General features: G+C 49.7%; 20 protein-coding genes, 1 riboswitch and 1 other annotated feature. Of the genes, 17 read left to right on the top strand and 3 right to left on the bottom strand.

Annotated features, from left to right (window positions below):
• Positions 1 to 46 precede the first annotated feature (46 nt).
• Positions 47 to 1,426 (top strand): sigma-70 family RNA polymerase sigma factor, encoded by a 1,380-nt coding sequence (locus BUB85_RS09095; RefSeq protein WP_242945388.1) that lies wholly within the window; start codon positions 47 to 49, stop codon positions 1,424 to 1,426.
• 280 nt (positions 1,427 to 1,706) lie between these two features.
• On the opposite strand, the gene BUB85_RS09090 is transcribed toward BUB85_RS09095, so the two are convergent.
• Complete coding sequence (locus tag BUB85_RS09090; RefSeq protein WP_073108892.1) at positions 1,707 to 2,519, bottom strand: nitroreductase family protein; 813 nt, start codon at positions 2,517 to 2,519, stop codon at positions 1,707 to 1,709.
• Positions 2,520 to 2,942: 423 nt separating this feature from the next.
• Between BUB85_RS09090 and BUB85_RS09085 the strand changes: the two genes are divergently transcribed.
• From BUB85_RS09085 to BUB85_RS09075, 3 genes are all read left to right on the top strand, one after another.
• On the top strand, positions 2,943 to 3,953 hold the full coding sequence (locus BUB85_RS09085) for a PD-(D/E)XK nuclease family transposase (protein ID WP_073108888.1): 1,011 nt from the start codon (positions 2,943 to 2,945) through the stop codon (positions 3,951 to 3,953).
• Positions 3,954 to 4,142: 189 nt separating this feature from the next.
• Positions 4,143 to 6,683 carry an excinuclease ABC subunit UvrA gene (locus BUB85_RS09080; protein ID WP_073108996.1) on the top strand — a complete coding sequence of 847 codons (2,541 nt, stop codon included), beginning with the start codon at positions 4,143 to 4,145 and terminating at the stop codon, positions 6,681 to 6,683.
• Positions 6,684 to 6,836: 153 nt separating this feature from the next.
• Positions 6,837 to 6,954: riboswitch (FMN riboswitch) on the top strand.
• Positions 6,955 to 7,338: 384 nt separating this feature from the next.
• Positions 7,339 to 7,986, top strand: coding sequence for an ECF transporter S component (locus BUB85_RS09075; RefSeq protein WP_073108886.1), 648 nt, complete (start codon positions 7,339 to 7,341; stop codon positions 7,984 to 7,986).
• A gap of 113 nt (positions 7,987 to 8,099) precedes the next feature.
• Here the strand turns inward: BUB85_RS09075 and BUB85_RS09070 are convergent, their stop codons facing one another.
• On the bottom strand, positions 8,100 to 9,743 hold the full coding sequence (locus BUB85_RS09070; RefSeq protein WP_073108882.1) for a SulP family inorganic anion transporter: 1,644 nt from the start codon (positions 9,741 to 9,743) through the stop codon (positions 8,100 to 8,102).
• A gap of 213 nt (positions 9,744 to 9,956) precedes the next feature.
• On the opposite strand from BUB85_RS09070, the gene BUB85_RS09065 reads away from it, so the two are divergent.
• From BUB85_RS09065 to BUB85_RS09010, 13 genes are all read left to right on the top strand, one after another.
• Positions 9,957 to 10,898: a glucosaminidase domain-containing protein gene (locus BUB85_RS09065; RefSeq protein ID WP_242945387.1), complete on the top strand. Its 942-nt coding sequence runs from the start codon at positions 9,957 to 9,959 to the stop codon at positions 10,896 to 10,898.
• A 183-nt stretch (positions 10,899 to 11,081) separates the two neighbouring features.
• Positions 11,082 to 11,310: a binding site (T-box leader), on the top strand.
• A 208-nt stretch (positions 11,311 to 11,518) separates the two neighbouring features.
• The gene (locus BUB85_RS09055) at positions 11,519 to 14,167 is read left to right on the top strand and encodes a valine--tRNA ligase (protein ID WP_073108876.1); all 2,649 of its coding nucleotides are present in this window, start codon (positions 11,519 to 11,521) and stop codon (positions 14,165 to 14,167) included.
• Positions 14,168 to 14,186: 19 nt separating this feature from the next.
• A complete protein-coding gene (locus BUB85_RS09050) occupies positions 14,187 to 16,553 on the top strand; it encodes an LTA synthase family protein (protein ID WP_084533975.1) in 2,367 nt (788 codons plus the stop codon).
• A gap of 117 nt (positions 16,554 to 16,670) precedes the next feature.
• On the top strand, positions 16,671 to 17,978 hold the full coding sequence (locus BUB85_RS09045) for a bifunctional folylpolyglutamate synthase/dihydrofolate synthase (protein ID WP_073108874.1): 1,308 nt from the start codon (positions 16,671 to 16,673) through the stop codon (positions 17,976 to 17,978).
• Positions 17,971 to 18,108, top strand: a complete 138-nt coding sequence (locus tag BUB85_RS21720; RefSeq protein ID WP_200803561.1) for a hypothetical protein — start codon at positions 17,971 to 17,973, stop codon at positions 18,106 to 18,108. The genes BUB85_RS09045 and BUB85_RS21720 overlap by 8 nt, the downstream gene beginning before the upstream one ends.
• A 22-nt stretch (positions 18,109 to 18,130) precedes the next feature.
• Positions 18,131 to 19,534 carry a tetratricopeptide repeat protein gene (locus BUB85_RS09040; RefSeq protein ID WP_073108872.1) on the top strand — a complete coding sequence of 468 codons (1,404 nt, stop codon included), beginning with the start codon at positions 18,131 to 18,133 and terminating at the stop codon, positions 19,532 to 19,534.
• Positions 19,535 to 19,732: 198 nt separating this feature from the next.
• Positions 19,733 to 20,041, top strand: coding sequence for an STAS domain-containing protein (locus BUB85_RS09035; RefSeq protein ID WP_073108870.1), 309 nt, complete (start codon positions 19,733 to 19,735; stop codon positions 20,039 to 20,041).
• Between the two features lie 96 nt (positions 20,042 to 20,137).
• On the top strand, positions 20,138 to 20,593 hold the full coding sequence (gene spoIIAB / locus BUB85_RS09030) for an anti-sigma F factor (protein ID WP_073108868.1): 456 nt from the start codon (positions 20,138 to 20,140) through the stop codon (positions 20,591 to 20,593).
• The gene (locus tag BUB85_RS09025) at positions 20,572 to 21,285 is read left to right on the top strand and encodes a SigB/SigF/SigG family RNA polymerase sigma factor (protein ID WP_073108864.1); all 714 of its coding nucleotides are present in this window, start codon (positions 20,572 to 20,574) and stop codon (positions 21,283 to 21,285) included. Before spoIIAB ends, BUB85_RS09025 begins: the two co-directional genes overlap by 22 nt.
• Before the next feature lie 56 nt (positions 21,286 to 21,341).
• Positions 21,342 to 21,497, top strand: coding sequence for a hypothetical protein (locus BUB85_RS21715; RefSeq protein WP_200803560.1), 156 nt, complete (start codon positions 21,342 to 21,344; stop codon positions 21,495 to 21,497).
• Positions 21,494 to 22,159: a stage V sporulation protein AA gene (locus BUB85_RS09020; protein WP_073108861.1), complete on the top strand. Its 666-nt coding sequence runs from the start codon at positions 21,494 to 21,496 to the stop codon at positions 22,157 to 22,159. The genes BUB85_RS21715 and BUB85_RS09020 overlap by 4 nt, the downstream gene beginning before the upstream one ends.
• Positions 22,119 to 22,535: a stage V sporulation protein AB gene (locus tag BUB85_RS09015; protein ID WP_073108858.1), complete on the top strand. Its 417-nt coding sequence runs from the start codon at positions 22,119 to 22,121 to the stop codon at positions 22,533 to 22,535. The genes BUB85_RS09020 and BUB85_RS09015 overlap by 41 nt, the downstream gene beginning before the upstream one ends.
• 102 nt (positions 22,536 to 22,637) lie before the next feature.
• The gene (locus BUB85_RS09010) at positions 22,638 to 23,099 is read left to right on the top strand and encodes a SpoVA/SpoVAEb family sporulation membrane protein (RefSeq protein WP_073108855.1); all 462 of its coding nucleotides are present in this window, start codon (positions 22,638 to 22,640) and stop codon (positions 23,097 to 23,099) included.
• Positions 23,100 to 23,110: 11 nt separating this feature from the next.
• On the opposite strand, the gene BUB85_RS09005 is transcribed toward BUB85_RS09010, so the two are convergent.
• On the bottom strand, positions 23,111 to 24,451 hold the full coding sequence (locus tag BUB85_RS09005) for an MATE family efflux transporter (protein WP_073108852.1): 1,341 nt from the start codon (positions 24,449 to 24,451) through the stop codon (positions 23,111 to 23,113).
• Between the last annotated feature and the right edge of the window lie 272 nt (positions 24,452 to 24,723).

Below are 24,723 nucleotides of genomic sequence, written 5' to 3'. Positions count from 1 at the left end.
CAGGGGATGAGAGATGGAATAGAATATGTCGGCAGAAAAAATTTTTATGAATAAAATGAATGAACTGGTAGAAAAAGGGAAAAAGAACGGAAATTCGATTAGCGGACAGGATATCGCGGATGCATTTCCGGGTGCCGTATTTGCAGAGCAGCAGATCGTTCAGATGCATGCTTATATCAAGGGATTTGGCATTAAAATTGAAGAGGCGGGAGAAGCCCAAACAGCGAAAGACCGGACTGTGCAGAAGCCGGCGGTGGAGAAAAGGGCGGTGAAGAAGCCGTCAGTGGGGAATCAGTTGGTGGAGAAGCAGACAGCAGGGAACCAGGTGCCGGACGATCAGGACACAGACACAACGGACGAAGCAGAGGAAGAGTTTGACGAATCCGCCGAGGAACTGATTCTGGATAAAGATATATCGGAGACGAGCCTTCTGGATGCAGAGGATTCCACAGACATCTTTGTAAAGAAAAGATTTGTCAACATGGACAAGAGCGAAGCAGATCTTCTGGATGAAGGCGGATTTCGTGGAAAAACCTCGAATGAAGAAGCTGGCGATGAGGAAGAGGAGGATATTGATTCTGCGAACCTGCTGGAGGGCATCGGCACAGAAGATCCGGTCCGGCTATATCTAAAGGAGATTGGAATGTATCCGCTGCTCACGATCGAGGAGGAGCTGGCTCTCGCACAGCGAAAGAGTGAGGGAGATAAGGCTGCATTTGACAGGCTGATCAACTCCAACCTGCGGCTGGTAGTCAGCATAGCAAAAAGATATACCGGAAGAGGTCTGAACTTTCTGGACTTGATTCAGGAGGGAAATATCGGGCTGATAAAAGGCATAGAGAAGTATGATTACAGCAAGGGATTCAAGGTGAGCACGTATGTTACCTGGTGGATCAAGCAGGCCATCACAAGGGCGCTGGCCGACAAGGCACGGGTTATTCGTGTTCCGGTACATATGGTGGAGGAAATTAATAAAGTGGTCCGCATGCAGAAAAAGCTGACGCTGACACTGGGATATGAGCCGAGCCATGCACAACTCGCAGAAGAACTGCAGATCAGTGAGGAACGTCTGCTGGAAATCATCCGGTATGCGGCAGATTCGGCGTCTCTTGATACGCCGATCGGAGATGAGGAAGATTCGACGCTGGCTAATTTTATTGCGGATGACAAGATGCTTTCCCCGGAGATGTCGGCGGAGCAGTCACAGCTGAAGGAGAATATTAATCAACTTCTGGAGATGCTGACGGAGAGAGAACGGGAAATCATTATTGCGAGATTCGGCCTGAAAACAGGCGTTCCGAAGACGTTGGAGGAAATAGGTTCCGAACTAAACGTGACCAGGGAGCGTGTGCGCCAGATTGAGGCGAAGGCACTCAAAAAATTGAAAAACACCCGAAAGAGAGTTCTGATCAGGGATTTTATGTAAAGAACGGGAAGATGGTATTGAGAAAGCATGTATTTATGATATGTCACAATATATAGCTGAAAACGAGATTTGGCCGGATGGCTGAGTCTCGTTTTTTGAGCAATAGTGGACGGAGCAATAGGGGGCAGAACAATAGGGGACAGAACAATGGGACACAGAGCAATAGGGGGGGCATACCAACAGGGGGGGGACATACATAAGCAGAAGCTTTTGTATGTCCCCCCCTGTTAAAATGTATCAAAGGAAAGAGTGAAGAAAAAAAGGGTGGATCAGGCTCGTGTTACATGTAAGGCTTTAAATACTCTGCGGCGGAACGATTCATTTCTTTAGAAAATTCGCTTTCGTATTTTCGCTTCCAAAATGCCGTCACACTGGACGCGAAATCTAAAGAGTATTCCTGAGCGGATTCCGGGGAAGACACACTGGTGCTGTTGGGATTTTTATGCTGCCGATGCTGTGCCATATTGGCTTTTTTCTGCGTCAGGTACATTTCACGCAGTTCATCCGGTGAGCAGGTGTGATAGGTGTTCTCGGAAACAATGTATTTGCCCTCGAACCGCACCGGCTTCGGACGTTCCTTCTGTTGGCGCACCGGATATCCCATCACGACCATGCCGACAGGGATTGTGAGCTCGGGGAGTCCGAGCAGCGCGGTGACTTCCTCGCAGCGCTCCAGGATGTCACCGATATAGCAGCAGCCGATTTCAAGGCTTTCTGCAGCAATGGTTGCGTTCTGGGCGGCGATCATCGTGTCACTGATGGCTAAAAGCATATCTCCCACGCCGGTTTTTCTCGGTGTACAGCCAGCGGCCCGATAAGTGTCTGTCCAACGCTTCTGGTCTGCGACAAACACCAGTACCACAGGTGCTTTGGCTATAAAAGACTGGTTGTCGCACAATATCGCCAGTTTTTCCTTCCGCGCCGGTTCTGTGACGTGAATAATACTGTAAAGCATCTGGTTTCCGGCGGTCGGAGCGTGGAAGGCAGCGTTTAATATCATCTGTAGTTTTTCATGCTCCACGGGTCTGTCTTCATATACTCTTACACTTTTGGCCTCGCAGAGGGTTCTTAGTACTTCGTTTTCGTAATTCATAGCGGATTCTCCAATTCAGATTTTTTTGTTCTATGCCGGAATTGTATGATTTTAAGTGTCTTTGTACAATTTCGGGGTGGAACGGTGGTGGTGCAGTCCGGGGGATTTATCCCTATAAGCATAACATTTATGAATGGGGTTTGCAAAGAAATAGAAGACCGATGAATTGCGTAATTTGTTGTTCGCAGTTGGTGATGTACTGTTTACTTCTTGCATTTCTTGTGCTTTCATGTTAGAATCATTTCATAAATTCAGTAAGAAGTTCTTCTTACGCATTTTATATGGCGAATCGCCAATTTTTCACGCAGAATAATAAATTAATGCAACACATGTAAAGGGGAAGATAGTGCCTGTATTCGGAGGCATTGCAAATTGCCAATTCAGTCAATTTATGTTACTATCAGGTTGCAGGAAAGAGGACACATGGGAGAAATCCAGAATCTAATTGAAAATGTGAGTATTGAGGCACAATACGATAAGAATGCAAAGGCGTTGCTGGTGCAAAAGCCATTTTTGGCGAATATTCTGATTCGTACGGTGGAGGAGTTTCAAGGGGCAGATCCAGGAGAAGTAGAACGGCTCATCGAAGGTGAACCACGGGTCAGTGAGGTGCAGGTGGAGCCAGGGTTTACAAATAAGAATGCACCTGACGGAGCACACGAAATTATGGGACGAAACACAGAAAACAGTATTCGCCGGGAAGGCGTCCGTTATTTTGACGTCCTGTTTGATGTTAGAACAAAGGATGGGCTTGCCAAAGTGATCGTAAATATGGAGGCGCAGAAGGCAAAGCCGTCAGGATACGACTTGGAGATGCGTGGCATTTTCTATGCGGCGCGGTTGATTTCTTCCCAGTTGGAAAGAGAGTTTACCGGGAAAAATTATAATGGGATTCAAAAAGTGTACTCCATTTGGATATGTATGAACTGTCAGGAGAATACATTTAACAGAATCCATCTGGCAAATGAGGATATTCTGGGGCAGTCACGCTGGAAGGATATGTATGACGTGATGAATGTTGGAATTATATGTCTGGCGAAAACGCTGGACCTGGATCGGTCGCATGAACTTCATCGCTTGTTGGGAGCAATGTTTCTGCCAACGGTGTCCATACAGGATAAGGAAGAAATTATAGAAAAAGAATTTAGGATAGAGTTAGAGGGAGAGCGAAAGGAGCTGATCGGAACGATGTGCAATCTGGGCGAAGGAATTAAGGAAGAGGCGCTGAATGAAGGCGAATATAGGAAACTGATGGAGCTGATTATTAAAAAGATTAAAAAAAATAAGAGTCTGCTTCAGATCGCAGATGAACTGGAAGAAACGGAAGAGGCGATTTTTCCATTATATAAAGCAGTAATCGATGCGGCACCGGAATATGATATGGATAAAATATGTGAAAAAATTTATCTCAAAAGAAATCCTGTGAAACCGTAAAACCCTCTTGTATAATGGACATTAACGAGTTATGCTCTGACTTTTGCAGCTGGAAAAATATAAGAACCCGTCAATCCAACAAACCATGTGGGCTGACGGGTCTGTCTTTGTGCAAAAGCGCGGAGCTGTCGGATAGTTGGAAAAAACATAAGATTTTCAGCAGGGTGTCAAAGAATGGAGAAACGAAACATGAATAGCCAGAAGGAAGAAAATAATAGAATACACGGGAGAAACCATATTCCCGATAAAATTCAAATACGGAATGCGAGAGTGCATAACCTTAAAAATATAGATGTGGATATCCCGTTGAATCAGATCGTCGGCATAGCAGGTGTTTCCGGCTCCGGGAAATCATCCCTGGCACTGGGAGTCTTGTATGCGGAAGGGTCGCGCCGCTATCTGGATGCGCTCTCTACCTATACCCGGCGGCGCATGACACAGGCCGCGAAGGCGCAGGTGGACGAGGTACTTTATGTCCCGGCGGCGCTGGCACTGCACCAGCGTCCGGGGGTTCCGGGGATTCGCAGTACCTTTGGCACGGGAACGGAACTGCTGAACAGTCTCCGGCTGATGTTTTCACGGCTGGCGAAGCATCGCTGTCCCAATGGGCATTATTTGGAACCCACGCTGGCAGTTGCGGCGGGGCAGGAACTGGTCTGCCCGGAATGCGGAGAACATTTCTCTGCTCCATCTGCGGAGGAACTGGCATTTAACAGTCAGGGAGCCTGCCATACCTGCGGGGGGACCGGTGTGGTACGAACGGTGGACCAGGCGGCACTGGTGCCGGATGAATCACTGACCATTGACGAGGGTGCCGTCGCACCGTGGAATACGCTGATGTGGTCATTGATGACGGATGTATGCCGTGCGATGGGTGTTCGTACTGAGGTGCCGTTTTCCGAACTGACTGAGCAGGAACGAGAAATTGTTTACCATGGTCCTGCGGAAAAGAAGCGTATTTTCTATAAGCCGAAGAATGGCAGTAATCAGGCAGGAGAATTGGATTTCACCTATTTTAATGCCAATTACACCGTGGAAAATGCTTTGTCCAAGGTGAAAAATGAAAAGAGTATGAAGCGTGTGGAAAAATTTCTGAAGCAGGGCGTCTGCCCGAATTGCGGCGGCACCCGGATATCGGAAACTGCCAGAATGCCAAAGCTTCGTGGGATTTCTCTGGACGAAGCCTGCGCGATGACACTAAACACGCTGATGGAGTGGGTGGCAGGCGTGCCGGATTCGCTTCCGGGCGAGATGCGGCCGATGGCGGAAACTATCTGTGATTCGTTTCGGACGGTGGCAAAACGTCTGGTGGATCTGGGACTGGGGTATCTGACGCTTGACCGTGCCGCGTCCACGCTCTCCACCGGAGAACGACAGCGGATGCAGCTTGCCCGTGCTGTGCGAAACCGCACCACCGGCGTGTTGTATGTTCTGGATGAGCCGTCGATCGGACTGCATCCTTCCAACATCGTCGGACTGACGGGAGTCATGCACGATCTGGTTGCCGATGGAAATTCTGTAGTGTTGGTCGATCATGACACACAAATTCTGTCGGAGGCGGACTGGATCGTGGAGATGGGACCGGAGGCAGGCGCGGACGGCGGGCAGGTCATTGCACAGGGGTCGATTCAGGAGATTGAAAAGAATCAAGCCTCTCAGATCGGTCCGTTCCTCTCGGGAGAGGCCTCCAATCGTGTGAGAGAGCAGGCTGAGGCGGATGCACTGTTTGATCTGGGTAACATTCATTTGTCTACCGGGGAAATCCACACGGTGAAGCCCTTAGAGGTAGATATTCCAAAAGGACGGCTGACGGTGGTGACAGGGGTATCCGGTTCCGGAAAAACAACCCTGATTCTGGAAAGTCTGATTCCGGGACTGGAAGCTGCGATTGCGGGGAAGGCATTTCCGGCGCATGTGCGGGAAATTGCGGCAGAAGGGATTCGTCAAGTCAAGCTGATTGATGCAACGCCGATCGGCATTAACGTCCGCTCTACGGTGGCGACCTATGCCAATGTGCATGATGAACTGCGGAAAATCTATGCAAGGACAGAGGGTGCCAAAGCCAAAAAGTATAAGGCGGGGGACTTTTCCTACAATACCGGAAAGCTGCGCTGTCCGATTTGCGACGGTACCGGTACGATCAGTCTTGACGTACAGTTTCTGCCAGATGTGGAGATTCCATGTCCGGAGTGCGGTGGGTCAAGATATGCAAAAGAGGCGGAAAGCATCAAGCGAAAAGCTCAGGATGGAAGTGAATATTCTTTGCCAAAACTCATGGATATGGATGTGAAACATGCTTTGACAGCGTGTGAAGATCTGAAAACGGTTCATCGACGTCTGCAGGTTTTGCAGGATCTGGGCCTCGGCTATCTGACACTCGGCGAAGAGACACCGAGCCTGTCCGGCGGAGAAGCGCAGCGGCTGAAGCTGGCCTCCGAGATGGGCAGACAGCAGGCGGACGCGGTTTTTGTGTTTGATGAACCAACCATCGGCCTGCATCCGCTGGATGTTCGCACGCTGTTGGCGGTATTCGACCGGCTGGTCGTGAGTGGCGCGACGGTCATTGTGATTGAGCATGACCTGGACGTGATTTCCAATGCGGATTATATTATTGATATGGGTCCGGGAGGCGGTGAGGACGGCGGGTACATTGTTGCCACTGGAACACCGGAGGAAGTGGCGGCTGATCCGCGGAGTATTACGGGGAAATACATGACTATTCGCAGGTAGTGCGCCACTTCCTGCGTGCAGAGTTTCAGACGGCACCGGAATATGATATGGATAGAATATATGAAAAAATCAACCAGAAAGAAATCCTGTAAAATCATAAAAGCCTCTTGAATAATGAGCATTAACGAGTTATACTATAAAAGTAATTAAATAAAAGTTCTTCGGGGTAGGGTGCAAGTCCCAACCGGCGGTATAGTCCGCGACCCACTTAGGTGGCTGATTTGGTGCGATTCCAAAACCGACAGTAAAGTCTGGATGAGAGAAGAGATTGTATGATTGGATCGTAACGATAGCCTCGAATATTTATATTCGAGGTTTTTTTATGTAATAGGAAAGTTCTCTGAACTTTCCTATTACATAAAAACCCTCCAGGGGATGCGCACTACGCACAAATGGAATATGGTCACTGAGGTGACCGCGCTTCGGCGCGAGAGTTTCGCATACGAAACTCTTTGTTCTGTCATAGGAAATTCTTTTTGATTTCCAATTTACGCCAATACAGCAACTCCTCAAAGATGAACCGGAAACACGAATCGGCAGAGACCGGTACAAAAATTTAAGGGGGAAGTGGAGATGAAAGAACAGATTTAATAAAGCTTTACTGAGATAACGTAAATAACCTTAGGGAAAATAAAATGAAAAGAGGGAAAATAAAATGAGTACACAGACAGATGTTACAGAAAAAACACAGACAGTAAATGCAAAACCGAGAATTAGAATCCAGGCAATTGCACAGATCGGTATGTTGGCGGCAATCGCGACCGTATTGATGTTATTTGAGATTCCACTGCCGTTTGCGCCTTCGTTTTACGAGATTGATTTCAGCGAGGTACCGGTGCTTGTCGGATGTTTTGTGATGGGACCACTTGCGGGAGCCATCATTGAACTTGTAAAGATCCTGTTGAATTTCTTGATTAACGGAACTGCAACAGCAGGGGTAGGCGAGATTGCCAACTTCATCATCGGCTGCGCTTTTGTTGTACCAGCGGGAATCATTTACCATAAGATGCACAGCAGAAAAGGTGCGATCGTTGGTATGCTGACAGGAACCTTATTCATGACGTTCGTGGGCTGTTTCCTGAATGCATATATTCTGCTCCCGACCTATGCGAAGGCATTCCAGATGCCGATTGATGCACTGGTAGGAATGGGAACCGCGGTAAATCCACATATCACAAGCCTGATGGGCTTCGTGCTGCTGGCGGTGGCACCGTTCAACCTGTTAAAAGGGTGCCTTGTATCGTTGATTGTATTTTTGATCTATAAGAAGATCAGTCCGATTTTTAAGATTCATCAGAAGTAGCAACCACGCTTTGAATGCAATTGGGGACGTAGCAAAACTGCAGTTTTGCTACGTCCCCAATTGTCATTTAACCTGTCCCTAATTGAATGTCCGGTTTATTCGGAGGCAGGGAATTAGTTTTTACTGGTGGTTTTCGCGCACAGCGTGGCTGCGTAAGCCAGCGCCTCGTGGATATTTGCGCGGAAGTTCTCCGGTCCGACTTTTTCTACGAAACCGCCTTTTTCCATCATCTTCAGTGGCTGTTCGGCAGCGTGGGAGATGATGAGCGTGACGTTTGCCTTCTGACAGGCGGTGTGGACCTCCTCTAACTTGCGGAGCGCGGACATATCCATGGCGGGAACGCTTCGCATACGTAAGATAACGACTTTAGTCCCTTTATCCTTGTAGACATTCAGGAACTTGTCGGCTGCGGCAAAGAACATGGGTCCAATTACTTCATATACTAATGTGCCTTTCGGGACGGTCTCCAGATTGTCCTCCGGGTTTGTACTGTAGGTCCAGCCGCGCACTTCGGCGACATCGGACATTCTCTTTAAGAAGAGGAATGCAGCCAGCACGAAACCAACCTCGATGGCAACGACAAGATCGAACACAACGGTCAGCACAAAGGTGGTTACAAGCACGAGGATGTCACTCTTCGGCGCCTTCTTTAAAAGATGGAGAAATTCTTTCCAACCGCACATGTTGTATGCAACCATAAACAGAATCGCGGCGATGGTCGGCATGGGGATGAGTGCGGCATATGGCATCAGCAGAATCAGGATCAGTACCAGCACGATGGAATGTACCATGCCGGAGATCGGGGAACGTCCGCCGTTCTTTACATTTGCAGCGGTTCGTGCGATGGCTCCGGTCGCCGGGATTCCCCCGAAGATGGCGGAGACGATATTGCCGGCACCCTGTCCGATTAGCTCAGCGTTGGGATTGTGCTCGTCGCCGATCATACCGTCGGACACAACGCAGGACAGGAGAGATTCGATGGCCGCGAGAATGGCGATCGTCATCGCATCCGGCAGCACACTCCGAACCAGTGCAAAATCAAAGTGAGGGATGGAAGGAACCGGCAGTTTGTTGGAAATCTCATACAGACTTCCGATGGTGTTCACATCCAGATGCAGCACTTTCACAAGAATGATCGCGGCGATGACTGCAATCAGTGACGGTGGGATCTTGGCGTTTACTTTCGGCCACAGAATCAGGATGGCCAGAGAAAGGACACCCACGATCAGTGCGGTATAGTTGATGGTTCCGATGGTGGCAACACATTGTTCCAGCTTTTCCAGTGTCTCAATGGGAGATTTCTCAAAAGTGAGTCCGAGAAAGTCCTTGATCTGCCCGATGAAAATGGTGACGGCGATTCCGCTGGTGAATCCGGTGACAATTGTATAAGGTATGTATTTGATCAGGGAACCGAACTTGCACAGCCCCATGACAATCAGAAAGATCCCGGCAAGAATCGTGGCAACAGCCAGTCCCGCAATTCCCTTTGTCGCGACGATCCCTGCGACGATCGTCGCAAATGCGGCGGTCGGACCGGAGATCTGGACCCGGCTCCCTCCCAGCGCGGCGATGACAAAGCCGGCGAAGATGGCGGTGTAAATACCCTGCTCTGGGCTGACGCCGGATGCGAGCGCAAGTGCGATGGAAAGCGGCAGCGCAATGATAGCCACAATGATGCCGGCAACGATGTCCTTGATAAACTGCTCTTTTGAGTAATCGTTCCAGATAGATAATAATTTAGGTGCATAGTTGTTCATATCTTGTTTTCCTCTCATAAATCCCTTTAGATGAATCATATTCATTATAAAGAAGGGAAAACATGAAAGTCAATGAAAACGAGTCGTGTCTTTTATTAGATACAATCGGTGTGGAGGGTGACCGGGATTTTGTAATTATAGGTTGCGAAGCGGGGGGACCGGTGGTAAAGTGATAAAAGAAAGATAACAATTTAGTTCAGGGGAGAAAATGATATGAAAAAAATCTTGGAAGATTTGATGAAAGATAAGAAAAAAATCCTGCTGCTTGTGGTCGTGTGTGCGGTCATGGCACTGATCATCGTGAAAGCGGTGGGGGGAGTGAAGGATTATGCTGCGGGCAAGTCGGACAAACAGGTGGCGAGTGAGGCAGCAGATGCAAAAGCAAAGAATGGCACGACAGAAAAGAGCAGCAAGACAACGACCAAAGAAAAAACGGAAGATTCTGATAAGACCGGGACGTCGGACAGTGACAGCACAGCAGATGCAAAGAACAATGCGGAGGATGCAGCGAAAAAAGACGCGGCGGGTACGGAGACAGCAGAGAAAGATGCGGCTAAAGCGGAGGCAGAGGCAGTAGCCAAGGCGGAGGCAGATAAAGCGGCTCAGGAGGTCATCGCGGACGGTCAGTACCCGATTCTGGGAAAAACAGGAGCGACGGTGGATCAGATGGCGGCATACTTTAATTCCACAGGTCTCGCCTATCCGAGTGATGCACTGGGGGCAGGCGGAGCCGGGGATATCAACACCTTTGCCCAGATGTATGTTGAGGAGGCAGCCGCCGAGGGAGTCCGTGCGGAGATTGCCTTTGTGCAGGCCATGAAGGAGACGGGCTGGCTGCAGTTTCAAGGCGTGTCGGATATCAGCCAGTATAACTTTGCAGGAATGGGAGCGACTGGCGGAGATGTGGCGGGAGCATCCTTTGCGGATGTACGCACCGGAATCCGTGCCCAGATCCAGCACCTGAAGGCATATGCAACCAGTGCGGCACTGAACCAGGAGTGCGTGGACGGCCGTTACGAGCTGGTAGCCAAGGAATCGGCACCCTACGTGGAATGGCTGGGACAGCAGGAAAATCCGGGTGGTTATGGATGGGCAACAGACGGCGGATATGGCTATTCCATCGTGGAGATGATCCATACATTGAAGAGTTTCTAAAGATTCCCTAAACTCCTTGACAAAATGCGCTTTCAAGTCTATTATAACCTAAGTAAAGTTATTACAGAAATGTTACAAAACACGTACTGAGGAGGACCTGCCGGAGGTGGGAATAACCTTGGTGTCTGTGCGGGTGCCGGCGAACAAAGTTTGCTTTTAATATGCATCTGCTCCTTGAAAAAGACAAATGCGCGGAAGAAGAGGAGTACATAGAGATCCCTTGCCAGAGAAAACTGCCCATGGCTGGAAGGCAGTTAAAAGAAGGAACTATGGAAGGTAGCTTTGGAGCACAGCGCCTGAATGAGAGTAAGGTACTGCGGAGTGGTTCCCGTTACAGAACTTAAGAGAGATATGTGCGTCCATGAGAGGCGGATATATAACGAAGGTGGTACCGCGACAATTCGCCCTTTACATGAAACCATGTGAAGGGCTTTTTTTGTGCAGACAGTGAGCCGAACGACATCATGCTTGCATGAATGTCACTCGGCGAGCGTCCATCATCGAACAACGGAAGTTGTGAGATGCTGGAACTGCACAGGATCAAGCAGAGAAGCTGCTTGATGGCAAATGGTGAAGGTACACCCTGGCTATATTGACAATAGAACAAAAAGGAGAATGAGATGAGTAAGAATCTGGAAAAAACCTACAATCCGAAAGAGATTGAGGACAAATTGTACACGAAGTGGTGTGAGGAGAAATATTTTCACGCAGAAGCGGACAGAAGCAAGAAACCATTTACAATCGTAATGCCGCCGCCGAACATTACAGGAAAGCTTCACATGGGACATGCTTTGGATGAGACCTTACAGGACATTCTGATCCGATATAAAAGAATGCAGGGCTACAACGCACTCTGGATTCCGGGAACCGACCACGCGGCAATCTCCACGGAAGTAAAAGTAACCAACCAGTTAAAATCAGAAGGAATCGACAAGAAGGAACTGGGCCGTGAGAAATTTCTGGAGAGAACCTGGGAGTGGAAAGAAGAGTACGGCGGAACCATCAACGAACAGCTGAAAAAACTGGGCGTATCCTGTGACTGGGACAGAGAGCGTTTTACCATGGATGAGGGCTGTTCCAAAGCGGTGGAAGAAGTATTTATCAGCTTATACGAAAAAGGATACATTTACAAAGGGTCCCGCATCATCAACTGGTGTCCGGTATGTAAGACATCGCTCTCCGATGCAGAGGTAGAACATGAGGAACAGGAAGGACATTTCTGGCACATCAAGTACCCGATCGTGGGAACAGACCGTTTCCTTGAGATCGCGACTACGCGTCCGGAGACGATGCTGGGAGATACCGCGATCGCCGTGCATCCGGATGACGAACGCTACACGGACATCGTGGGCAAGAACGTGCTGCTGCCGCTGGTGAACAGGGAAATTCCGATCGTTGCGGATTACTATGTAGACAAAGAGTTCGGAACCGGTGCGGTGAAGATCACCCCGGCACACGACCCGAACGACTTTGAGGTCGGAAAGAGACACGACCTGGAAGAAATCAACATCATGAACGATGACGCCACCATCAACGAAAAGGGCGGAAAATACGCAGGCATGGAGCGCTACGAGGCGAGAAAAGCCATTGTAAAGGATCTGGAAGAGCAGGGATATCTGGTCAAGATCGAGCCGCATACACACAACGTTGGAACCCATGACCGCTGTGGAACGACCGTGGAGCCGCTGATCAAACAGCAGTGGTTCGTGAAAATGGAAGAACTGGCGAAACCGGCCATCGAGGCAATCAAGAACGGGGAACTCAAATTCGTTCCGGAACGTTTTGATAAGATTTATCTGCACTGGTTAGAGAATATCCGTGACTGGTGTATCTCCAGACAGATTTGGTGGGGGCACAGAATCCCAGCATATTATTGCGACAAGTGTGGGGAATTTGTAGTGGGAAGAGAAAAACCTGAGAAATGTCCTCACTGCGGAAACACAGAATTTACACAAGATGAGGATACACTAGATACGTGGTTCAGTTCTGCACTGTGGCCGTTCTCTACACTGGGCTGGCCGGAGCACACCGAGGATCTGGATTATTTCTATCCGACCGACGTGCTGGTTACCGGCTACGACATCATCTTTTTCTGGGTAATCCGTATGGTATTCTCCGGATATGCCCATACAGGAAAAGCACCGTTCCACACCGTATTTATCCACGGTCTTGTACGCGATTCCCAGGGGCGCAAGATGAGCAAGTCGCTCGGCAACGGAATTGACCCGCTGGAGATCATTGACCAGTACGGTGCGGATGCGCTGAGACTGACACTTGTCACAGGAAATGCACCAGGAAATGACATGCGTTTCTACAACGAGCGCGTGGAGGCAAGCAGAAACTTCGCCAACAAGGTATGGAATGCGTCCAGATTTATTATGATGAATCTGGATGATAAAGAAGTGACGAAACCGGATGACTTCCAGATGAAGCCGATGGACCGCTGGGTACTCTCCAAGGTGAACACACTTGCCAAAGATGTGACAGAGAACATGGACAAATTTGAGCTTGGAATCGCGGTGCAGAAGGTGTACGATTTTATCTGGGACGAGTTCTGCGACTGGTATATTGAGATCGCAAAATACCGTATTTACCATGCAGAGGAAGATCCGAAGGGTGCGAACTGCGCGCTGTGGACGCTGAAGACAGTTCTTGGAAACGCATTAAAGCTGCTCCATCCGTTCATGCCGTTCGTGTCAGAAGAAATCTATAAGGCACTGGTGCCGGAGGAAGAGTCGTTGATGATGTCCGCATGGCCACAGTACCGTGAGGACTGGAACTTCCCACAGGCGGAGAATATCGCAGAGCACTTCAAGGCAGTTGCCCGCGGTGTGCGTAATATCCGCGCGGAGATGAATGTAGCGCCGAGCCGTAAGTCCAAGGTGTACATTGTGTCGGAAAGTCAGACACTCTGTACCGGATTCGAGATGTTCAAAGAATCCGCGAAGCCGTTGGTTCTCGCAAGCGAGATCATCGTAAGCCACACCAGAGAAGGAATCGCAGACGATGCAGTATCTATTGTGGTTCCGGATGCGACCGTCTACCTTCCTATGGAGGATCTGGTGGACTTTGAGCAGGAAAAAGAACGTCTGACCAAAGAGAAAGAGCGTCTGTCCAAAGAACTTGCGCGTGTGAACGGAATGCTCGGAAACGAGAAGTTCATCAGCAAAGCGCCGGAAGCGAAAATCAATGAAGAAAAAGCTAAGCTTGAAAAATATACGCAGATGATGGCACAGGTGGAGGAGCGTCTGGCCGGACTGAACAAATAGAATTACTGAGAGGTTGTGCATGAAAAAAATCCAGTTGAAGAAGCCTGACATCAAGGGCTTCTTCCAGAAGGCGAAAAATTTAAAAAAAGACGATATTAAACAGTGGTGGAAAGCAAAGAGAGAGCGCAGACAGCTCATTCTGGAGCAGAGACGAAACTCAAAGCTCGCGAAGATGATGCAGCCTGTCTATCGAATCATGAACCGGTTCTCACTTGTTTTCCATGCGCTGCTGGCGTGTATCCTGAATTTTGCAATCGAGTTGATTTCGAGACATTCTCTGATTGCGGCGTGGGAGTACATGGTGCAGACACCGAAGGTGTTTTTGTTCAATGCTTATTTGATCTTTGCCACATTTGCTATCGTTTATCTGGTCAGACGAAGGATGTTTGCCAGAATTATCATCAGCGTATTCTGGCTGGTTCTCGGAATCAGTAACGGATATCTGTTGTTGAAGCGTGTGACACCGTTCAACGCACAGGATCTGAAGGTGTTGTCGGATGCAACGGCGCTCATCAGCAATTATTTTGCACCGGGAGAGCTTGTGCTGCTGATCATCGGAATCGTGGCAGTGCTGCTCTGGGTAGTCTCCATGTGGAGACGCGGCGGACAGTATACGGGGAAGATGCACCGCGTGCTTGGGATTGTTGGTGTGGTAGCAGCCTTTGCGGGCTATGCGGTACTGACCGGAATCGCGGTGGACCAGCGGGTTGTCTCGAATTATTTTGGAAATATTGCATTTGCGTATGAGGATTACGGTTTTCCGTACTGCTTCACTGCAAGTGTGTTTAATACAGGAATCTCAGAGCCTGCAGGCTACAGTGAGGCGACCATAGATGAAATCAGTAACGATGGAGCGCTCACAAAATCCGAGTCTGGAAGATCGCAGGAGGAACTGCCGAATATTATGTTCGTGCAGCTGGAATCCTTCTTTGATCCGACGGAGGTAGAATGGCTTCAGTTCTCAGAGGATCCGATTCCGAACCTGCGAGCACTTTTTAATGAGTATTCGAGCGGATACTTTAAGGTGCCGTCTGTCGGGGCCGGAACAGCCAACACCGAGTTTGAGGTGCTGACCGGCATGAATCTTCGATTCTTCGGACCGGGAGAGTATCCGTATAAGACTGTTTTAAAGGACAATGTGAGCGAGAGCGCGGCGACGGCACTCGCGAGCCTTGGCTATGGCACGGAGGCACTGCACAACAATGGCGGTAATTTTTACAGCAGAGCCAAAGTATTCAACCACATGGGCTTTGATCATTTCACCAGCAAGGAATTTATGAACATTCTGCAGACCACACCGAAGGGCTGGGCGACAGATGACGTGCTGATTCCGAATATCATGGAATCCATGGATACGACGGAGCAGCAGGACTTTGTGTTCACGGTCAGTGTGCAGGGGCATGGAGACTACCCGGAGGAAAAGGTATTCCAGAATCCTGCGGTCGTGGTCAGCGGCGTGGAGGATGAAGGCAGACGCAATGCCTGGGAGTATTATATCAATGAAGTGCATGAGATGGATGAGTTTGCAGGAAATCTGATCAAGGCAGTGGAGAGCAGAAATGAGCCGACGGTGATTGTCTTCTACGGGGATCATCTTCCGACACTGGATCTGCAGGCGAAGGATTTAAAAAGCAAATATTTATATAATACAAACTATGTAATCTGGGATAACATGGGTCTTCAGAAAGAGGATCGAAACGTTCCGACTTATCAGATCATGGCGGATGTGTTCGACAGACTCGACATCCATTCCGGCACCGTGTTCAACTATCATCAGGAGCGCAGACAGACGCAGGATTATTTGTCTGATCTGGAACTGCTGCAGTATGATATTCTTTATGGCAAGCAGTACGTCTACAAAGACAGTGGTGAACCGATTACCGAGGGGCATCTGGTGATGGGCGTGAAGGATGTGAACCTGACAGAGGTCGTGGAGCAGATGAATGGTACATACAGCCTATATGGTGAGAATCTGACCAAGTGGAGTAAGGTGTATGTAAACGGAGAGAAGCAGAACAGTACGTACCTCAACAATACACGGGTAGAACTTCCGGATACGAAGCTGAAGGACGGCGATATCATCGAGGTGAGTCAGGTGGGATCCAGCAATACGGTTTTCCGGACGTCGGCTCAATATGAGTATAAGAAGGGCAAGCTGACAGAGGTTCCGGGGACACTGCAGAATCTAACACTGGATGAGATATCCGGTGAGAAGAAGGTGGAGAAAAAGACCGACACGAAGACGGATGACAGCCAGAGTACAGATGCTGCGACAGATGCAGATACGGCGGCCGGAACTGAAAATACCGAAGGAACCGAAAACACCGGAGATGCGGACATGGCGGCCGATGACAATACAACGGATGCGGCAGTGCCTGCAAACTAAAATACATCGGGTTCATTTCACACGGAGGCGGGCCAAAATGGCAGCAGACGGAATGAACCCGGTACAGGGGAAGAATTGTCTGCGGTGCAGACATTATAACAATGCGGGGGAAAGAAATTGAAATATGAGGATATTGTAACGTATATTTCTGATATTCCGAAATTTACAAAGAAAAATAATCCGGACCACACGAAACGTTTTCTGGAACTGCTTGGCAGTCCACAGGAGAATCGAAAGATTCTCCATGTGGCAGGCACAAACGGAAAGGGTTCCGTGTGCGTTTATCTGGAGGCAATGCTCCGGGCGGAGGGACAGACAACGGGACTGTTCATCTCGCCGCATCTGGTGAAGATGAATGAGAGAATTATCGTAAATGGACAGCAGATATCGGACGAACAATTTATAGATGCATTCGAAGACACAATGGACGCGGTGCGGAGACTGGAAACAGAAGGCTTCTCCCACCCGACGTTTTTTGAGTTCCTTTTCGGGATGGCAATGAGGACATTTGCGAAGGCAGATGTCTCTTGTATTGTTCTGGAGACGGGACTTGGCGGAAGACTTGACGCGACCAACGTGTGTGAGCATCCGGTGCTGACACTGATCGCCAGCATCGGTCTGGATCACACAGAGTATCTGGGAACCACGTTGGAGCAGATTGCGTGGGAGAAAGCCGGAATCATAAAACCGGGAGTGCCCTGCCTTTATTCGGAGGGGGAGAAGGAAAGTAACCAGGTGATTGAGAAGCGGGCGGAATCCCTGCAGTCACCGTGCAGAAAAATCGCGAAATCTGCGTTCGAAATCTTAGAAATTAAAGATAAACATATTGCATTTTCCTGCGTCAGTGATTATTATGAAGATACTATCTGGACACTGGATAACATCGGCGTCTATCAGCCGGCTAATGCAATGCTTGCGCTGGAAGGGATGCGGTGTCTGGCAGGAGAGCAGGTAGATACGGGTCGACTGCATGTGTGGCGGGATGCACTTGCCGCTGTTCACTGGGAAGGGCGTATGGAGGAGATCCTGCCCCGATTCTATGTGGACGGTGCTCACAACGTGAATGCGGTCCGCGGATTTGCCGACAGCGTGCCGGATGGCGGAGCACAGAGCGTGATTTTGTTTTCTGCTGTGCAGGACAAGAACTATGAAGAGATGATTTCCTGTCTGTGCGAGAACGTGCAGGCGGACGAATATATTGTGACAACCATCGCGGACAAACGCCGGACAAAGGCGCAGGAGCTTGGCGATGTATTTTGCAGGTACACAGATAAACCGGTCAGTGTGAAAGAAGCACTGCCGGAGGCATTTCACTATGCGCGTAAGATACAGGGAGAGCGGACGGTCTACTGTCTTGGTTCCCTGTACCTGACCGGAATGCTGAAAGCGCTGGTGGAGGAAAGTCAGGAGGATTCATATGCTTGATTATGAAGAGGAATTAAAAAAATTCAAACCCAGTTTGGAAGTAGAGGATATAGAGGATGCAGTATATCAGGAGAATCTGTCGGATATGACGGATCTGCTGCGTGAGGTTATGGATCAGACAACCAAGTAGAGAAGGATTATGGTGAGGATAGATGGAGTACGAGTACAAGCAGAAAATCATTTACCAGTCCAATTACTGGTATAATGACGGATTGAGAAAAGCCGGTATTCGCGACATGTCGGGAGCAATCGCTTCGCTGCGGCGGAGCCTGCAGTATAACAGAGAGAATATCGCAGCCAGAAACCTCCTGGGGCTGGTCTTTTATGGGCGCGGCGAGGTGGTGGAGGGACTGGTGGAATGGATCATCAGCAAAAACCTGAAGCCCAAGGATAACATAGCCAATTATTATCTTGCCGAGATTCAGAACTCGGAGAACGAGCTGCAGGCGTATAACCAGATGGTGAAAAAGTTCAACCAGTGTCTGGTATATGCAGGACAGGACGGGGAGGATCTGGCGATTATCCAGTTGAAAAAAATCGTGGTGGATTATCCGGATTTTCTGAAAGCACATCAGCTTCTGGCGCTGCTTTATTTACACACGGAGCAGTATGCGAAGGCGAGACAGACTCTGCGGGCCGCGAGAAAGCTGGATACGACCAACGAGATGACACTGCTCTACATGCATGAGCTGACCCAGCTTCGCGGAAAGAAGCTCAGGGAAGAGCGGGAGAAAGAGGCGGACACAGTTACTTACAATCTGGGAAACGAGACGATCATTCAGCCGGCAGGTTCTACCATGAAGGAAGTGGCGAGCCGGGTTGTTCTTGCAAATATTTTAGTAGGGCTGGTGCTTGGAGCTGCGGTGGTATGGTTTTTGATTGTTCCGGCGGTGAATCAGTCCAAGGCGGAGAAGACGAACCAGCAGATTGTGGAGTACAGCGACAAGATCGCGGCTATGGACGCCCAGATCAACGCCCAGACAACGGCACTGGACGAGTACCGCTCGACCAGCGACCAGTCGGAGGAGGCTGCCCAGACGGCGGCCAGTACATCGGACAGCTACGAGAATCTTATGACCGTGGTCAGTCAGTACAATTCCGCCAGCGCCAGCGACGCGGACATGGCGGCGACCCTGAAGAACGTGAACCGGGCAGCACTGGGAGCGCAGGGACAGGCACAGTATGACTCGATGTCAGGGGCTATCTTTGAACCGCTGTGTGCAACGCTGTACGAGTCGGCACTGGAGTCAATGGCAACTGCAGATTACCCGGCGGTCATTGATGCCCTGTCACAAGTGACAGGGATGATAGCTACGTATAGTGACGGGCAGGCGCTACTGAATCTTGGTGTGGCTTACGCTAAGAGTGGCGATACCGAAAATGCAAATGTCTGTTATAATAAGATCATTGAGAGTCTTAAGGATACGGATGTGGCAGAGCAGGCCAAAAAAGGTCTTGATGGTGATACCAATATCGGTGCAGGTGCGACAGCGGAGGATGCTGCGGCGGAGGATACAACGGGAACGGCAGGCAGTGGGACGGCAAACGGATATTAAAACTGCCGGACCGCGAAACATCAGAATACAAAAGAAAATATAAAAATACAAAAGACAAGGATATGCGAACAGGCAGATCCTTGTCTTTTTGCGTTTTTGTAATTGTGAGAGGATGCGTCTGCACAGAATCCAGCAGTGAGGCTGCGCGATGGCAGACAATGAGCCGGACGGGAAAATGAAAACAGGAGGAAACAGATTATGAAATATCAGGTGCAGGAGAACTGCCTTACGATTTATCTGCCCAAGGAGGTAGATCACCACAACGCGGAGGAGATGCGAAAGAATGCGGATGCCATGATTGAGCAGAATCACATCCGTTATCTTATATTCGATTTCGCGCAGACAGAATTTATGGACAGCTCCGGAATCGGTGTGATCATGGGACGATACCGGACAATCTGCCTTCTGGGAGGTGAGATCTGGGCAGTGCACACGAACGCGCGGATGAAGAAGATACTGACCATGTCGGGAATGACAAAATTATTGCAGATATATGAGGAAAATTAAAATTTGAGAATTTCGCTGAAAAGTAAAAAAAGGTCCTTGTGACCTGCCGCTACGCGTATGCGAGGGGGCACTACATATGGAATAGGAGGAGAAGTGATGGCAATCACGAATGAAATGAAATTGATTTTTGACAGCAGATCAGAGAATGAGAGTTTTGCGAGAGTGACGGTGGCAGCGTTTCTGGCACAGTTGAACCCTACCTTTGAGGAGGTGGCGGATGTGAAGACAGCCCTGTCGGAGGCAGTCACCAATGCCATCCTGCATGGATACGAGGAGGAGGTACATAATATCACGATCCACTGCACGATCCGGGAACAGGAGATCACCATAGAGGTGAGGGATGAGGGAAGAGGAATCGAGGATATTGAAAAGGCCATGGAGCCGCTTTACACGACCAGACCGGAATGGGAACGCGCAGGAATGGGGTTTGCGTTTATGGAGGCATTCATGGATCATCTGGAGGTGGAATCGACGGTCGGATGCGGCACGCTGGTGAGAATGAAAAAGACCATCGGAGAAGGAAGGGAGTCATGGATCACACAATCGCTTTGATTAAAAAATCACACGAGGGAGATAAAGCGGCGAGAGAACAGCTTGTGGAGGAAAACTGCGGTCTGGTCTGGTGCGTTGTGAAGCGCTTTTACGGCCGGGGGACGGAGAAAGAGGATCTGTTTCAGATAGGCAACATCGGATTGCTCAAGGCAATCGACAAGTTTGATCTGTCCTTTGATGTGAAATTTTCAACCTATGCGGTGCCCATGATATCCGGGGAAATCAAACGTTATCTGCGGGATGACGGGATGATCAAAGTGAGCCGGACGCTGAAAGAGCTGGCGTATAAAGCATTTCTGGCAAGGGAGCGGCTCTGGCAGGAGCGCGGGCACGAGCCGGCGCTGGAGGATGTGGCGAGGGAGCTTCAGGTCGAGAAAGAGGATCTGGTGCAGGCGATGGAGGCGAGCGGTGAGGTGGAATCCATTTACCGGCCGGTCTGCCAGCAGGACGGCAGCGAGACACAGCTTCTGGACAAGCTCGTGGAGCGGGATCAGAAGGAGGAGCGGATGATCGACAACATGGTGCTGGGGCAGATGCTGGAAGAACTTGGAAAAGAAGAGCGGCAGCTGATTTATCTGCGTTACTTTGAGGAGTGGACACAGACTCAGGTGGGAGAGCAGATGGGAATGTCGCAGGTGCAGGTTTCGCGTCTTGAAAAGAAAATACTGGAAAGGCTGCGAAAGCTTGCCTGAATTTGAATAAAAAGAAAAAAATGTTCCATACTAATCCGAAAGGATGGTAAGAGATTATGGAACATAAAAGCAGAAAATGGATAGGATGGCTGGCGGCTGTTGTGATTCTTGCCGCAGTCATCGGACTTTTTTATTATTATTACAATGTAAAAGGAGGAGATACAGTCAGCCAGGGGACGCTGATCGTGGAGACCAGAGGGAGGCTGCGATGAGTGAGAAAAAAGAGACTGTCTATATCAAGGGAGACCGGAATGTGGAAGTGAAAGAGAGAGAAATCCGCCTGGGGGATGTGGTATCTCTGGAGTGCGCGAACAGCGCCATGGCAGCGAAGCTGAAGTGTCTGAAGCTTATGACGATCCCGGAGCAGGGGGAACATCGTGCCGTGGTGTCCGTACTCCGGCTGATTGCCTGCATTCACGAGCACTACCCGAATGTGGATGTTCAGAACATGGGAGAGACAGATTTGATCATCACGGTGGAGAATCAGAAGACACCGGGAGGCGTGGCGGAGGCTCTGAAGGTAGCGGCTGTGGTACTGATTACATTTGCCGGATCGGCATTTTCTATCATGGCGTTCAATAACGATGTGTCGACGACGAAGCTGTTCTCACAGGTATATGAGCTGGTGACGGGGAGCAAGTCGAACGGGTTTACGATTTTGGAGGTGACATACTGCGTTGGTCTGATTATCGGGATTCTCGTGTTTTTCAACCACTTCGGGAAGAAGCGGTTCTCGGTGGACCCGACGCCTATGGAGGTGGAGATGCGGCTGTATGAGAACGATATTGCAACGACGGTCACAGAGACGTATGCGAGAAAGGGGCAGGAGAAGGATGTGGATCAGACAGGTCATACTGGCGTTTCTGGGAATTAGCGCCGGCATCACGGCGGCAGGAGGGCTGTTTGCATTTATTGTGGGACTGGGCGTGGTGTCGGATTTTGCTGACCGCACTCACACCGGATCTTATGTCATGCTGTATGAGGACTGCATCGCGCTGGGGGGGATCCTGGGAAGTATTTTCTACATTTTCCGGATCTCTATTCCTTACGGCGGCTGGATCCTTCCGGTGTTTGGGCTGCTGTCAGGGATTTTTGTGGGATGCTGGGCGATGGCGCTGGCGGAGATCATCAACATTTTTCCGATTTTTGTGCGGCGTCTCAAGATTGTGGAGGCCATCCCGTACCTGATACTCGGTATGGCGCTTGGAAAAGGGGCCGGCGCATGGATATTTTTGGTACACAGATGGTAACGAATTACAGTAAGGACTGATAGTAAGCTCTGATAGTAAGGTCTGATAATAAGGGCTGATAGTAAGAGCGATAGAACGGCTGATGGAAGGAGGATAGAGAAGATGGATAAGATACAGAAAAAGAAAAGGGAAGAGCAGTATAAGAAATATGTGAAGACGAAGACGCCGGTGCATAATCTGTTTGCGAATATGACGAGGGCATTCATCACCGGAGGTACGATCTGTGTGATCGGGCAGGGAATCCTGAATTACTGCAAGTTCCAGAAGATGCCGGAGGATCTGGGAGGCGCGTGGACGTCTCTGCTTCTGGTGCTGGGAGGTGTGATCCTGACCGGAATGAACCTGTACCCCTCCGTTGCCAAATGGGGTGGCGCAGGTGCATTGGTTCCGATTACCGGATTTGCGAACTCAGTGGCGGCACCGGCAATCGAATACAAGAAAGAAGGGCAGGTATTCGGAATCGGCTGCAAGATATTTACCATCGCAGGGCCGGTGATTCTATATGGGATTGTGACCAGCTGGGTGCTGGGCGGGATATACTGGATCGGAAAGCTGCTGGGATAGAACGGGTAAAGTTATTTGTCTGCAATGGAGAGTTTCCGCGTCATCCACCAGTAATAATATGGAATCAGCGGAATCAGAGCACTGATCCATGCAGCCGGATCGCTGAAACAGATTCCGGCGAATCCAAAGGGCTTCGCCAGTACAAAGATAGCAAAGCTGCGCGCCAGGAGTTCAAAGATACCGCCCAGCATCGGTACGAGGCCGTTGCCGAGTCCCTGCAGTACGTTGCGGTACAGGAAGATCAGACCGAGGAACGGATAGAACCAGAGGCTGATGTGGAACATGGTTGCTGCAATCTGCTGCAGCTCGCCGGTTGGGTCGGACACAAACAGGCGCACGGTCATCGGACAGATGAAATAGGCGAAGACCATGACAAACCCACTGTAGACGATGGCGATGATGAAGCTGCTGCTCAGTCCCTTTTTGATCCGGGCAATGTGGCCGGCACCGTAGTTCTGACCGGTGTAGGTGGCGAGCGCGGATCCCAGCGCGACATAGAACTGCATGATGATGCTCTGGACCTTGGCTGCAGCGGCATAGGATGCAATATAGGTCGCCCCGAGCAGGTTGAGTGAAGACTGCACGATCATGGATCCGACGGCGGTGATGGAGAACTGCAGCGCCATCGGGATCCCCATGGAGAGAAGGGCTTTGGCACTGTGGAATGAAAAATGCATGTCCGCTTTATGGAAATGAATGATCGGATATTTTTTCCAGGTATAAAACAGGCACAGCACAGCGGAGACACCCTGTGAGATCACGGTCGCATAAGCGGCTCCGGCAACACCGAACGGAAGGACGGCTACGAACAGAAAGTCCAGTGCGATGTTGAGGAGGGAGGAGACGATCAGAAAGTAAAGCGGGGTCTTGCTGTCTCCCAGTGATCTGGCGATGGAGGCCAGCATATTGTAGAGAATCGTCATCGGCAGTCCGGCGTAGATGATGGCTACATATCTGCCTGTGTCAGAGAAAATCGTATCCGGTGTGTTCATGGTGTGCAGGATCGTATGGTTGGCGAGCAGGAGCACGCTGGTCATGAGAACCGCCAGAACGATGCAAAGATACATGGACATGGCCGTGTAGTGACGGAGGCGGGATTCGTCTCTGGCACCGAAGGCCTGGGCGATCAGAATGCCGAACCCGTTGGTGATGCCGAGGATAAAGCCCACCACGAGAAATGAGATGGAGGTGGTGCTCCCCACAGCGGCCAGTGCATTTACCCCGAGAAAACGGCCGACGATCATGGAATCTACAATATTATAAAAATTTTGAAACAAATTCCCGCAGAAAACGGGAAGTGCGAAAGCCAGGATGAGTCTCAGAGGGCTCCCTTCCGTCATGTCTTTTGTCATAGAAATCTCCTTTCGATGTGTTTATGTGAAATGATACCGGAGGAGGTCGGTGTTGTCCGGCAATCCACAGGTATCGGTTTGTGTTTCAGAAAACAGTGTTATTTTGGGCTAACTTTATGAAGTCTAACACAGAAGAATAAAAAACTCAATGTACAATTGGCCTTTTTGTAAAACTTTTTTGAAAATTTTTAAAAAGTTTCCAGAAGCTTCTGCATAACTTTTTTGGATCTGCAGATACTATCTAAAAATGAAATGATCGTCCGCGGGCATCC

This window comes from Hespellia stercorisuis DSM 15480 (assembly GCF_900142165.1).
Taxonomy (GTDB): Bacteria; Bacillota; Clostridia; order Lachnospirales; family Lachnospiraceae; genus Hespellia; species Hespellia stercorisuis.
This window is presented reverse-complemented; position numbering and strand designations above follow the sequence as displayed.